The organism is Rhodococcus sp. KRD162 (assembly GCF_017168335.1).
Taxonomy (GTDB): Bacteria; Actinomycetota; Actinomycetes; order Mycobacteriales; family Mycobacteriaceae; genus Rhodococcoides.
On the sequence record NZ_JABFAU010000013.1, the window covers coordinates 511,977 to 525,476 of the forward strand.

Annotated in this window: 11 protein-coding genes; 3 read left to right on the plus strand and 8 right to left on the minus strand. The window is 65.6% G+C overall.

All coding sequences use genetic code 11. The features are described 5' to 3' along the window. Positions 1-74: 74 nt before the first annotated feature. From zomB to cobM, 7 genes are all read right to left on the minus strand, one after another. On the minus strand, positions 75-1,940 hold the full coding sequence (gene zomB, locus J1M87_RS19515; RefSeq protein WP_374222405.1) for a flagellar motor control protein ZomB: 1,866 nt from the start codon (positions 1,938-1,940) through the stop codon (positions 75-77). Then, entirely contained in the window at positions 1,918-2,823 is a 906-nt protein-coding gene (locus J1M87_RS19520; RefSeq protein ID WP_206491205.1) for a decaprenyl-phosphate phosphoribosyltransferase, read from the minus strand. Before J1M87_RS19520 ends, zomB begins: the two co-directional genes overlap by 23 nt. After that, entirely contained in the window at positions 2,820-3,356 is a 537-nt protein-coding gene (locus tag J1M87_RS19525) for a phosphatase PAP2 family protein (RefSeq protein ID WP_206491206.1), read from the minus strand. Before J1M87_RS19525 ends, J1M87_RS19520 begins: the two co-directional genes overlap by 4 nt. Next, positions 3,334-5,241, minus strand: coding sequence for a glycosyltransferase (locus tag J1M87_RS19530; protein WP_206491207.1), 1,908 nt, complete (start codon positions 5,239-5,241; stop codon positions 3,334-3,336). Before J1M87_RS19530 ends, J1M87_RS19525 begins: the two co-directional genes overlap by 23 nt. Further along, a complete protein-coding gene (glf, locus tag J1M87_RS19535) occupies positions 5,238-6,467 on the minus strand; it encodes a UDP-galactopyranose mutase (RefSeq protein WP_206491208.1) in 1,230 nt (409 codons plus the stop codon). The genes J1M87_RS19530 and glf overlap by 4 nt, the downstream gene beginning before the upstream one ends. Before the next feature lie 67 nt (positions 6,468-6,534). Continuing rightward, complete coding sequence (gene cobF, locus J1M87_RS19540; RefSeq protein WP_307830865.1) at positions 6,535-7,284, minus strand: precorrin-6A synthase (deacetylating); 750 nt, start codon at positions 7,282-7,284, stop codon at positions 6,535-6,537. Then, the gene (cobM, locus tag J1M87_RS19545) at positions 7,281-8,024 is read right to left on the minus strand and encodes a precorrin-4 C(11)-methyltransferase (RefSeq protein WP_206491209.1); all 744 of its coding nucleotides are present in this window, start codon (positions 8,022-8,024) and stop codon (positions 7,281-7,283) included. Before cobM ends, cobF begins: the two co-directional genes overlap by 4 nt. 344 nt (positions 8,025-8,368) lie before the next feature. Between cobM and J1M87_RS19550 the strand changes: the two genes are divergently transcribed. Further along, complete coding sequence (locus J1M87_RS19550; protein WP_206491210.1) at positions 8,369-10,585, plus strand: N-acetylmuramoyl-L-alanine amidase; 2,217 nt, start codon at positions 8,369-8,371, stop codon at positions 10,583-10,585. A gap of 73 nt (positions 10,586-10,658) precedes the next feature. Beyond that, entirely contained in the window at positions 10,659-11,552 is an 894-nt protein-coding gene (locus J1M87_RS19555) for a M23 family metallopeptidase (protein WP_206491211.1), read from the plus strand. Positions 11,553-11,567: 15 nt separating this feature from the next. On the opposite strand, the gene J1M87_RS19560 is transcribed toward J1M87_RS19555, so the two are convergent. Next, the gene (locus J1M87_RS19560) at positions 11,568-12,404 is read right to left on the minus strand and encodes an HAD family hydrolase (protein ID WP_206491212.1); all 837 of its coding nucleotides are present in this window, start codon (positions 12,402-12,404) and stop codon (positions 11,568-11,570) included. Between the two features lie 60 nt (positions 12,405-12,464). Here J1M87_RS19560 and J1M87_RS19565 point away from each other — a divergent pair, with 60 nt between their 5' ends. After that, positions 12,465-13,496 carry an NADP-dependent oxidoreductase gene (locus J1M87_RS19565; protein WP_206491213.1) on the plus strand — a complete coding sequence of 344 codons (1,032 nt, stop codon included), beginning with the start codon at positions 12,465-12,467 and terminating at the stop codon, positions 13,494-13,496. The last annotated feature ends 4 nt before the right edge of the window (positions 13,497-13,500 follow it).

Here is a 13,500-nt window from a genome sequence, read left to right on the forward strand (position 1 = left end):
ACACGATCGAGACAGCTCATCTTGGCGTCGAGACCCATTCGGCGCAACCCGGTGACCCGATCGTGCCCTCGCATCTAATTGTCGGACTTCAAGATCGGGGCCGGAAGATCACATCGCTGTATTTCGTACTTCGGCACTCGATCGAATCGATATCCGGCGTAGAAGAACGCCCGCTTGAAATTTCGGACGAACAATTGCTTCGTCAACGGAGCCCGGTACGAGGCGATCAGTTCCTGGGTATCGGGGCAGGTCAGGGCCACTTCGGCTTCGGTGACCCAGTCCTCGTCCATGTACCAGGGCAGGTAGGGATGCACGTCGACGAGCCCGAGATCTGCCACCACCCAATCCGGGTAGAGATTCTTGTCGTGCCCGATCCGGCCGTTCTCCAGCCGCTCGGTGTGCGAGGCCAACGGATACGCCAGACCCATCTGGTCGATCACCCGCACGTCGAGACCGACGTTCATGCTGGTCATCCCGAGGTTCAGGAAATACACGGTGTGGCCGACCCCACCCTCGGGGATGGGAAGCGGTGGCGGAACAACGTCCCAGTACGTGAACTGCGCCGAGGGCAGGAGCAGGCCGCCGTCCGGGGTGTCCTCGATCGCTTCGACCATCGCACGCATTCGCGGGTAGTCGAGATAGTCCGAGGCCAGAATCGGATGGGCGTGCCCGGTGTTGAGGGAGTAGAACGCGCGCTCGTCGACGATGCCGCTCCGGCCGACGATCGAACCCTGCGGCATCCCCGTCGTATTCGCTGCGACGACAGCCCAGACGACTATGGCGCCCCACACGAATACATCAGCGACGAATACCACTACGGCCCGATCCGCAGACCATCGTTCGGGCACAGCGACGGGCAGCACCGAAATCGGCAACAGCAGGGTGAACAATGCAGGCAGCAAGGTTCGGCCGTGCATGAAGTCGCCACCGACCCGGATGGCGTACACCGCCAGCACGAATCCACTGAGCAGGGCGAAAACCACGACGGCGGACGGTGTCCGCAGCGCTGCGAGCCAACCGCCGATCGAGCGCGGCAGCGACACCCGAACACGCGGCGCGGACAGCACTGCCGCCACAACGAGAAGCACAAGCGGCAACCACAGCAGATACGGCCCCACCAGGTTCGACAGGTACGCGAAACCCTGCGCCCACTTGGCTCCGCCGGCATCCTTCGACACCGCGGTATTGGGGTACGGCAGTCCGTAGTAGCCCATCCGCCAGATCTGGTACAGCACCGGCACCGCGCCGGCGAACGCGAACACGCGGAATCTCGACAACCAGCTCTGCGGAGCCAGGAAGATCATCGCCAGCGCAAAGACGGCCACGATCGACAGCTCCGGACGCACCAGCGGGCCGAGACCGGCGAAGAAGGCGAGCAGCAGCAACTCGGCACCGCCGCTGCGGCGTTGACCCCACCGAACCATCAACAGCCACAGCGTCGCCAACCAGAAGATGACGAGGCAGGTCTCGAGTCCCGAGGTCGCGAAGTCGCGGGCCGGAGGAACCGCGATGTAGACAAGTACTCCGGCAGGAAGGAACAGAGTGCGCGTTGCCGTGCGACCACGCAGTGCGAAGGTGCCGATCATCGCAATGACGACGGCCGCGGTGGACAGCACGAGCGCGATCGTCAGGACGACGTATTCGAGTCGACCTTCGCTGAGCCAGCTGGCGGCGTACACGAGATAGGTCCAGATGGTGCTGGTGTTGGTCTCCACCCGCTCGCCTGCGTTGAACACCGGGCCGTTTCCGGCCAGCAGGTTGCGGACGGTACGCAGCACGATCAAACCGTCGTCGGCGATCCAGCGGCGTTCCCACGCACCCCAGAGGAACAACGCTCCGGTGACCACGGCCCCGACCCAGAAGACGGGCCTGGTGATCGATCCCCGAGCGGAGTCCTCCTCCCACGTGTCTCGCTGGTCAGGCGAGGTAGACAGCGACACCAACCACTCCGATCCACGCTATGGCGAGTAGCTGCAGAACCCTGTCTCCCAACGCGATCTCTTCGGGTTCGCCTGCCTCGCCGCCGTCGACATCCACTGCATATCGCAGGATTGCGATGGTAAACGGAATCATCGAGATGGCGAACCAGTTGGTGTCCGTTTCGGCATCCTGCTCGAAGGCCCACAGGCCGTAACAGAGCACGACGGCCGTCGCGGACAGTGTCCAGACGAAGCGCAGGTACGTAGTGGTGTAATTCTCGAGCGACTTACGAATCTTCGCCCCGGTCCGTTCGGCGAGATGCAGCTCGGCGTAGCGCTTACCTGCCGCCATGAACAGCGACCCGAACGCCATGATCAGCAGGAACCACTGCGAGAGCGGGATGGATGCGGCAACCCCGCCTGCAATGGCGCGAAGCAGGAAGCCCGAGGACACGATGCAGATGTCCAGCACGGCCTGGTGCTTGAGCCCGAAGCAGTACGCCAACTGAACGGCAATGTAGACGCCGATGACCAGGGCGAGCTTCCAGTTGGCGATGAACGAGAGCCCGATGGCCAGGGCAAGGGACACCACCGCCATGGCGTACGCGACGTTGACCGGCAGCACCCCCGCCGCGATCGGCCGGAACCGTTTGGTCGGGTGGGCGCGATCTGCCTCGACGTCGAGCGCGTCGTTGACGAGGTAGATGCCCGAGGCCGCGAAGCAGAAGACGACGAAGGCCAATGCGACCGGGAGCAGGACTTCGCCCTCGGTGACCGAACCGGCAGCGAGCGGCGCTGCGAGCACCAGGACGTTCTTGACCCACTGACGCGGACGCAGCGCCTTGACGATGCCGTCCGCGAGGTTCTTCGGCGGTGCGCCTACGGGTGCGGCATCCTCGCTCATTTGTCTCCTTCGAACTTCACGACGGCCGCAGCCGTCAACGCGCCGAGTGCCGATCCGGCCAGCACATCGGTGGGGTAATGGACTCCGAGCACCAAGCGCGAAAGCAGCATGGGTGGGACGAGGACCGCCGGTAACGGTAGCCCGGTCACCCGGCCGAGGAGAACCGCGGCGGCTGTGGTCGATGTCGCATGCGAGGACGGAAAGCTCAGCTTGCTGGGCGTCGAGACGTTGATGCGCACGGCCGGGTCATGGGGACGTGGCCTTCGCACGATCCGTTTGATGACGATCGACGCGGCATGCGAGCCGACCGCACCGACGGCCACCGAGGCCCACTGCCGGCGGCGGGGCGCATCCAGCGCAGCACCGATGCCGGCGATCGCGACCCAACCGAGGGCGTGTTCACCGAAGTGCGACATGCCCCGTGCGACGGTGATCGCGCCGGGGGCGGCACCGACGGTGCGCTGCACCTGCTCGAGGATCCGGACTTCCGCCGGTGCCTCGCTCTGCCCTTTACGCCTGGTAACGAAAGACACGTTCCCACGTTTCCTTACTGGTCAGCTGCGGCACGGCATCACGGTACCGAGCTTTGAGGGCAGGGAATTCGGCGGCCAGCTGCTTGCGCAATGCCAGGGCCTCCTTGAGCAGCGCGGCGGCCTGCGCGCGGTCCCGCTTGCGGTAGACGACACCGCGGCCGTCGGCGGTGGTGACGGTGACGCCGTCCACCTGTGAGAGCAGGAACCAGCGCGCGTCCAGGGTAGGGACGTTGAGCTGCGGGCGCTCGTGGTGCTGCTCATGAGCCGGCCGGACATTGTGCAGCAGGCCCTTGGCCAGACGACGAACCTTCGAGATCGGGTTGGTCGGCAGGCCGACGGCACCGACTTCCTCTCCCGAGGCCAGTGGCAACTCCGTGGAGCTGCCGACGACGACTGCGTCGGGAAATTCCTTGCGCAGTGCGTGCACCGTCGGAAGTGCGGTGGGCAGGATGTCGAGGATGTGCTCGGGGCCGGCCAGGAAGTCGCGGATCGCCAGATTCTGGATGGCCACCGTCGAGTATTCGAGGCACAGCAGGTGCTTGATCGTGGCCTTGACGGTGTCGAGCACCAGGCCTTTGCCGTCACCCGGCATGTGCAGCGACGCGACCACCAGGCGGTTACGGAGGTGGAAGTACGCCTGCCAGTCGATGGCGTCGTCCTTGTCGCTCCACGCCATGTGCCAGATCGCCGCACCAGGAAGCGTCACCGTCGGATATCCGGCATCCTTGGCGCGCAGGCCGTATTCGGCGTCGTCCCATTTGATGAACAACGGCAGGGGCTGCCCGAGTTCCTCGGCGACGACGCGCGGAATCATGCACATCCACCAGCCGTTGTAGTCGACGTCGATCCGCCGGTGCAGCAGCTTGCTGGTGCGCAGGGGGTCCTCGGAGAAGTCGTGGTCGTACTCCACGTTCTGCGCGCCGGTCCACATGAAGTTGCCGCGATCGATCACTTCACCCATGACATGCAAGTGACTGCGCGCCTGCAGGTTGAGCATCTGACCGCCGACGAGCGTGGGCACCTTGGCGAATCGAGACATGGCCAGCGCACGCAGAATCGAATCGGGCTCGATTTCGATGTCGTCGTCCATGAACAGAATGTGTTGGCAGGCAGTGTTGTTCAGCGCCTCGTACATGATGCGGCTGTATCCGCCCGACCCACCGAGATTGGCCTGGTCGTGGATGGCCAGCCGACCACCGAGAGCCGCTTCGGCCTCGGCGAACCCGGGCTCGTCCTTCGCCTTGCGGGTGCCCTGATCCGGCATGATGACGGCCTCGATCACATCGAGCACCAGTGGATCGGAGCCAAGGGCGACAAGGGCTTTGACGGCGTCGGTCGGCCGATTGAACGTGGGGATGCCGACCGCGACAGTCGCCTCGCCCGGGGCCTCGATCGGGGCGTACCAACCCGCACTCTCGAGCACCACCTCGGAGTCGGAGGTGATGTCGAACCAGATCCACCCACCGTCCTCGAATGGACCGAGATCGATCAGAAACTCTTGCGCCGCATCGCCGTCCACGGCCTCACGGCCCTCGACGTGAATGCGCGAGGCATCGGCCTTGGAGCGGTAGACGTCGATTCGGCAATGGCCGGACACCTCGACGCGCAGCACCACGGACTTCAGGATGCTGTAGCGCCGCCAGTAGCTCGCCGGGAAGGCGTTGAAGTAGGTGCAGAACGAGACCTCGGACTCGGCACCGATGGTCAGCGAGGTCCGCGACAGCGAGTGTGCACGTTTGGCGTTGGTGAGCGCCTCTTCGAGATACAGCGTGCGTACGTCGAGCGGTTCACCCGAGCGCGGGAGCAACACGCGCTGCAGCAATGATGTCCCGAGCACCGGGGCCGCGTCGGCAACACCGTCGGCGAGCAGGTGCTTGCCGGTCACTTGTCACCCGCCAAGGGTGCGCCGGTCTCGAAGTGCGGGGCCAAGATGTTGTCGTACATGTTCAGTGCGCTGGCGATGGCCATGTGCATGTCCAGGTACTGATACGTGCCGAGCCGACCGCCGAACAGCACTCCGTTGGCGGCGGCTTCGGCCTTCGCGCGGGCGCGGTAGGACTCGAGCTTGGTCCGGTCGTCGGGAGTGTTGATCGGGTAGTACGGCTCGTCGCCGCTCTCGGCGAAGCGCGAGAACTCCCGCATGATGACCGTCTTGTCGGTCGGGTAATCGCGTTCGGGGTGGAAGTGCCGGAACTCGTGGATGCGGATGAACGGGACATCGGCGTCGTTGTAGTTCATCACCGGCGTGCCCTGGAAGTCACCCGTCTGCAGCACCTCGGTCTCGAAGTCGATGGTGCGCCAACCCAATTCGCCCTCGGAGTAGTCGAAGTAGCGGTCCAAGGGTCCGGTGTACACGATAGGGGCGTTCGGACTCTCCGCCACGATCTGGTCCCGCACGTCGAACCAGTCGGTGTTCAGCCGTACCTCGATCTTCTCGTCGCGTGTCATGTTCTCGAGCCACGCGGTGTAGCCGTCGACGGGAAGGCCCTCGTAGGTGTCGTTGAAGTAGCGGTTGTCGAAGGTGTAGCGGACCGGCAGCCGGGTGATGTTGCCTGCGGGCAGATGCTTCGGATCGGTTTGCCACTGCTTGGCGGTGTAGTCGCGGATGAACGCCTCGTACAGGGGACGGCCGATCAGCGAGATGGCCTTCTCCTCGAAGTTCTGCGCGTCCTTGGAGTCGAACTCGCTGGACTGCTCCTCGATCAACGCGCGGGCCTGATCGGGCGAAAAGAACTTGCCGAAGAACTGCGAGATCAGTCCCAGTCCCATCGGGAACTGGTAGGACTGGCCGCCGTGCAGCGCGAACACGCGGTGCTGGTAGCCGGTGAAGTCGGTGAACTGGTTGACGTAATCCCAGACCCTCTTGTTCGAGGTATGAAACAGGTGCGCACCGTACTTGTGGATCTCGATACCGGTCTCGGGCTCGGCCTCCGAGTAGGCGTTGCCGCCCAGGTGGTGCCGCCGATCCAGCACCAGGACACGCTTGCCCAGCTGGGACGCCGCCCGTTCTGCCACGGTCAGTCCGAAGAACCCGGATCCGACGACGATCAGGTCGTATCGGCCGGTCGCGGAGGCGTCGGAAGTGGTGGTCTCGGGGCTCACAGCAGTCACGGGCAACCAGGGTATCCGACGATCGTGACGGCTCTGCCCCGCCAGGCGTCGGGCCACGGGCTCGGCGTCATCGTCCGGCGCGGCGGAGCAGGTAGGTGTCCATCACCCAGCCGTGCCGGGATTTGACCTCGTCGCGGGCGAGGCGGATGTCGCCGAGTACCTCGTCGAGTGGGCCGGCCACCAGCTTCTCGTCGCTGGTACCCAGGTTGGCCCCCCAGTGGATTTCCCAGTCCGCGCCGGTCAGCGCACTGCAGGTCAGGTTTCCGTCGAGCATGACGACGAGATTGTCCAGACCGGCAGCGACGTCTGCGGCCAGATTCCTACCGGTGGTGATGACGATCGGACCACCGATGCGGTTGAGCACCAATTTGTGGCTCGCCGCCAACATCGACACGCTCGAGATGCCGGGTGTGACGTCGAACTCGACGTCCTTACGCATCGCCGCGATCTGCTCGACCACGCGAATCGTGCTGTCGTAGAGGGCCGGGTCGCCCCAGACCAGGAACCCCACGACTGTGCCGGCCGCGAGCCCGTCGAGCACCTCGGCGTAGGCGCGGGCGCGGGCATCGTGCCAATCCGAGACGGCGCTCTGGTACTGCCGGGGTGATCGGTCACGCTGCGGGTCGGGCACCTCGATCAGCCGGTAGCTGCCACCGTGGTGACGTTCGAGGATCATCTGCCTGGCGGCCGCGAGATCGCCGACGGAGGCCCCCTTGTCTGCCACGATGAACACATCGACGGCCCGCAATTTCTCGATGGCCTGGACGGTGATCTGGTCCGGATGTCCGCCACCGATACCGATCAGGTGGATGTTCACGAACGGTCCCGGCAGGCGTCGTACAGGTGTGATTCGGTGACGAGGCGTCGGGCAAGGGCCGGTCCGACCAGGATCACCGCGGCCTGACGCAGTCCCGCGGCCTCGACCTGGTCCGCGATATCGGCCAGGGTGCCGCGCAGCAGCAATTCGTCCGGCTTGCTGGCATGAAAGACAACGACGGCGGGGCATTGCGGCCCGTAGAACTCGGCGAGTTCGTCGGCGATGATGCGGGTGCGGGTGATGGCCAGGTGCAGCGCCAGCGTGGCGCGGGTGGCCGCGAAGTTCTGCAGTGCTTCGGTGCTCGGCATCGCCGTCGAGCGAGCCTGGGCGCGGGTGAGCACCACCGATTGCGTCACCTCGGGCATTGTCAGCTCGACGCCGAGCGAGGCGGCAGCGGCCGCGTACGCAGGGACACCGGGTGTGACGTCCCAGGGGACGTCTGCTGCATCGAGCCGCGCGGACTGTTCGGCGAGCGCCGAGTAGAGGGACGGATCGCCCGAGCACAGTCGAGCGACGTCCTCACCGCGCCGGTGGGCGGCGACGAGTTCGGCGGTGATGGCGTCGAGGTCGAGCTTCGCGGTGTCGACGAGGCGGGTGCCTGCTGGGCAGTGGTCGAGGATCGCGTCGTCGATGTAGGTGCCTGCGTAGACGCAGACCGGGCTCGAGCGCAGCAGTTCGACGGCCCGCAGCGTGAGCAGGTCGGCAGCGCCTGGTCCGGCTCCGATGAAGTGCACAGTCACAGCTCGGAAGCGTAGGGGGCCGGGAGTGGAGCCTGCGGAACGACCCAGGGGAACAGGAGTGGAGCCTGCGGAACGACCCGGGGGTACAGCAGTGGAGCCTGCGGAACGACCCGGGGGTACAGCAGTGGAGCCTGCGGAACGACCCGGGGGTACAGCAGTGGAGCCTGCGGAACGACCCCGAAAGATTCCCGACGCGCCGCGTCACCGGAACTCCCGCCAATGGCTAACCGTCAAGCTAAGGTTTAGCCTTGTGTCTGATGGGACTCATGGTGCTGATGTGATTTTTGTTGTTCGGCACCCATGATCCTACGACGCGTACCTACCACCAACCAGGGAGTACCGCCTTGCCGAACCGTCGAACGAAGCCGTCGATCGTTCTCGGTGCTGTCGCACTGCTCGCCGTAGCGACCCCGTTTGCGGTCGCAGGGCTCACCGACAGCACGACAACCGGAGTTCGACCGGCCAACGAGACAACCCCGGTCACCGTGCCCACCACGATCGTCGAGACCGCACTGAGCGCCGCACCGGACATCGTGATTCCGCTGCAACAGCTCACCGGCCTACCGCTGCCGGATCTGCGGCTCTCCGATCTCAAATACCTGCCCCTGCCCGAGTCGATCGTGATCCCGCCGATCGAAATTCCGGACATTCCCGGGCTCACCACCCCTGCGCCGGGGAACGCGACCGCGCAGGCACCGATTCCCAGGGTCGATGCGTCCGCGCCGATCAACCCCGAGGCTGCGGACCCCACTGGCCCGCCGCTCGGTGCCGCCGTGAAGGAAATCTCGCAGGACACCCCGTTCAGCATGGTGGCGTTGACGTCCGAGGAGCTGAACGGCGCGTCCGCGCAGGTTCGCCGCCAACTCGAGGACGGATCCTGGGGCCCGTGGCTCGAGACCGCGCCGGTGGACAGCAACGCCGACGACTCCGCCCCTTCGCCCGCAAAGCAGGGCACCGAACCGATTTTCGTCGGAATGACCAAGGCCGTGCAGGTACTGCTGACGCCGCTGACCGGGAGCGCAGCGCCGGAGGGTTCTGCCGTCGCGCCGGTACCCGAGATTCCGGTGGTCGAGATGCCCTCCGGTGATGCACCCGTGGACGGGGCCCCCGCCGCCGAGCAGCCCCTCGGTTACACCCCGGCGTCGTCGAGCACACCACTGCGCCAACAGGATCCGGCTCCACTCGATCCGGCCGCGATGGATCCGGCTGCGATGGATCCGGCTGCGGCCGAGCCTGCACCGGCAGATCCGGCAGCAGATCCGAACCAGGCGAATCCGGCAGAGCAGTTGGCTGCGGCGGTCAACGACATCAGCGCCGTGCTCATCACTCCCGGCACATCGCCGGCCGACTCGGCGCTCAGCGATATCGCCACTCCGGTCGCCGGTAACGCGGGCCCCAACGTGATCACCCGCGCGCAGTGGGGTGCCGACGAGTCGATCCGTTGCGCCACACCGACGTACGACGACTTCATCGGTGGTGCCACCGTGCACCACACCGCAGGTAGCAACGATTACTCCAAGTCCGAATCGGCCGAAATCGTCCGCGCTATCTACGCGTACCACGCGCAGACGCTGGGCTGGTGCGACATCGGGTACAACGCCCTCGTCGACAAGTACGGCCAGATCTTCGAAGGCCGTGCCGGTGGCCTCGACAAGGCGGTTCAGGGCGCACACGCAGGCGGATTCAACGAGAACACCGTCGGCGTTGCCATGATGGGCGACTACTCCACCGAGGATCCCTCGCAGGAAACCGTCGACTCCGTCGGCAAGTTCCTCGGTTGGCGACTCGGCCTGGCCGGACTCGATCCCAAGGGCACCACGACGATGACGTCCGAGGGAACGAATTTCACGTTCGTCGGCAAGGGCAAGAGCATCGACCTGCCGGTCATCTTCGGGCACCGCGACGTCGGCAACACCGAATGCCCCGGTAACGCCGGATACGCCCGCCTCGGGGAGATCCGAGACATCGCGGCCGCGAACCTCGGCGGCGGGGACGGCGCGCCCGCCGCGCCGGACACCGCCCCCGAGACCTCCCCCGATACCGCGGTGACCGATGCTGCCCCGTCACGCCCGGGAACCAATGCCAGTTCCACTCTGGGAGAGAACATCCCGGCGCTGGTGGCCGAGTTGCAGAGATTGGCGGCAACCAGTCCCGTCGCGCAGAAGTGGTTGGCCTCGGGCGGCGAGACCGGAGCCCTCGGGGTCCCGGTGAGCGGTCTGGTGCAGGTCAGTGGCGGCCGAGAGAAGGCGCAGTTCGCCAACGGCGAGATCATCACCAACATGGCCGGTCAGGCTGTGGCCGTCATCGGCAAGATCTTCCAGCAATACCTGCAGCAGGGTGGCGTCGACGGCATTCTCGGCCTACCGATCACCGACGAGTTCCGGGTGCCGGAAGGCTTCCGTACCGATTTCGAGAACGGCTCGTTGATCTTCAACGAACTCACCGGAATCGTCACCACGGTGATCAAGACATACAACGACACCTACGACGCGGAGATGCAGAAACCCGCCGCGGCACCGGTTGAACCGGCACCCGCGCCGGAGCCGGCACCCGCGGGCTGAGATGTCCATGTGAAAGGGCCGAGTCGTCATGGCGACTCGGCCCTTTCGCGTATTTGGTGGGTAGCGTGGACTGATGACCACGCGAACGCGCGTCGTGTTGTTGTCCTCGATCCCGCAGCTGGTGTGGCTCGCAGTGGTGACCCAGGGCGTCACCGGTTGCTGGACGGCCGAGAACGGTGGGCATTGGAGCGGGTCCCTACTGCTCGTTCTCGCCACGACCGTACTCGGCGTCTTCTTCTCGATACCGTCGTCGACGACGTTCGGCATTCCGTACCGTCCGATCGATGCGGTGTTGCTGATGGTGTGCGCGGTGTCGGCACTGAGAATCGACCACTGGTCCTCCGGCTTCGATACCGAAACATTCGCATTCGGAGCGGCGGCGACCATTGCTGCTGTCTCGGCTGCAATTGCGAGCCGCGCTCTCGCGGTGAGTGATTCGAGTGCGCTTCGGCCACGGTTTCCGGTAGACGGGGCGCAGTGGACGGTGCTCGCTGGCGAGGGCAGACTGCTCAACCACCACTGGGTGGCTCCGCTTCAGCGCGCGGCGGTGGATCTGGTGATGGTGGACCGTCGCGGGTCCTCGCACCGCGGAATTCTCGCGAGATCCGACGAGGACTACTACGCGTTCGGAACTCCTGTCCGCTCCCCCATCGACGGAACCGTCGTGCGGTGCGGCGACGGATTGGACGACGGCAACCTCGACCCTCGCAAGCCGGCGGGCAATCATGTCGTTCTCAGCGACGGCTCCGAGGAGATCCTGATCGCACATCTGAAGAAGGGCAGTGTCGCCGTAGCCGCAGGCGAGCAGGTCCACGTCGGCCAACTGCTCGGCTCCGTCGGGAATTCGGGGAACTCCACCGAGCCGCACCTGCACATTCACGCCCAGCGCGACGGCCGAGCAGTGCGCATCGTGTTCAGTGACGTGCGTGGCCGGATGTGGCCGGGCCGACGCGTCGTCCGGCGCTGATCCGGTCTCGGCAGGTCACCACCAGCGTTCGAGGACCCGCGCCACCCCGTCTTCGGCGTTGCTGACGGTCTGCTCGTTCGCCGCCGCGACGGCCGCCGGATGTGCGTTGCCCATAGCGACGCCGAGTCCGACCATCGACAGCATCGGCACGTCGTTGGGCATGTCGCCGAAGGCCACGATGTCGGCCATGTCCACGGAGAGAGATTCGGCAACCCTGGCCAGGCCCGAGGCCTTCGTCACGCCGGGAGCGGACAATTCGATCAGTCCGTTGTCGGTGGAGAAGGTCAGGTCGGCGCGGCCGGCGATCAACGGAGACAGCACGTCGGCCATGTGGCCGCTGGTGGTGGACGTCAGGCGAATGAGCAGCTTGACCGCCGGGGTCTCGACCACGTCGTCCTCGGTTGTCTCGACGTTGTCGGGGTTGAGCCAGGCGTGCTCGTAGCCGGGGGAGCTGACGAACTGCGGGGTTGCCGAGTCGTGCGCGGTCAGACCCACCCGCTCGGCGGCGAGGCCGCAGCCGGGCAGCGCCCGGTAGGCGATCTCGGCCAACCACTGCAGCGTCTCGACCGAGAGGGTTTCGGCACTGAGCACTCGGTCCGACGCGGCGTCGTAGATCACCGCACCGTTGGCGCACACCGACATCGGGGCGTATCCCAACTGGTCGACGACCGGATGGATCCACCGCGGTGGCCGACCGGTGGAGAGCACGAAGGGCACGCCGTCGGCCACGACCGCCGAGACGGCTCGCCGAGTCCGTTCGGTGACCCGTTCGTGCTGGTCGAGAAGAGTCCCGTCGACATCGCTGGCGACGAGTCGGGGGGCGAGGCGGGTGGTGTTCGGCGCGTTGGTCATCGTGAAGTCATTCTGCCCTAGTGTCGAAGTGAACTGTCTTCGACGTGGAAGGAACGGTAGATGACATCTGTGAACCGTCAGATCCGATTGGCGCAGCGTCCAGTGGGGCGACCCGACGAATCGACGTGGAACCTCACCGAGGAACCGATTCCGACCCCGGCCGAAGGCGAGTTCGTCGTCACGGTCGACTACGTCTCTCTGGATCCCGCGATGCGGGGCTGGCTCAACGATGCGCGTTCCTACGTGCCGCCCGTCGGTATCGGTGACGTGATGCGAGCGCACGCCGTGGGCCGGGTTCTGGAATCTCACCATCCCGATTACGCAGTGGGCGAGATCGTTTCGGGCTCGTTCGGGGTCACCGAGCATGCCCTGTCCGACGGCACCGGGGTACAGAAGGTCGACGAAGCCGTCGCCCCCGCACCCACCTGGCTCGGCGCGCTCGGCTTCCCCGGGCTGACTGCGTACTTCGGCCTGATGGACGTCGGCAAGCTCGCCGAGGGCGACACCGTGGTGATCTCCGGAGCCGCCGGAGCCGTGGGCAGCATCGCGGGACAGATCGCGAAAGCCAAGGGGGCCACGGTGATCGGCATTGCCGGCGGACCCGAGAAATGCGCCTGGCTCACCGAGGAACTGGGCTTCGACGCAGCGATCGACTACAAGAACGAATCGGTGTACCAAGGATTGAAGGCGGCCGCACCGAAGGGCATCGACGTGTATTTCGACAACGTCGGTGGTGAGATTCTCGATGCCGCGCTGTCGCGACTACGCAAGGGTGCGCGAGTAGTGTTGTGCGGGGCCATTTCCGGCTACAACGCCACCGAACCACAGCCCGGCCCGGCGCACTACCTGTCGCTGTTGATCAATCGCGCGTCGATGACGGGATTCATCATCTTCGACTACCTGGACCGCTACCAGGAGGGCATCGCCGCGTTGTCGGAACTGCTCACCAGCGGCAAGATGACCGCGCGCGAGCAGATCGAGATCGGCGGCATCACCGCCTTCGGTTCGACGCTGAACCTGTTGTTCGACGGTGCCAATACCGGCAAACTCGTTCTCGAGGTCGGCGAACGCACCCACGACTCGGAATTATGACGAC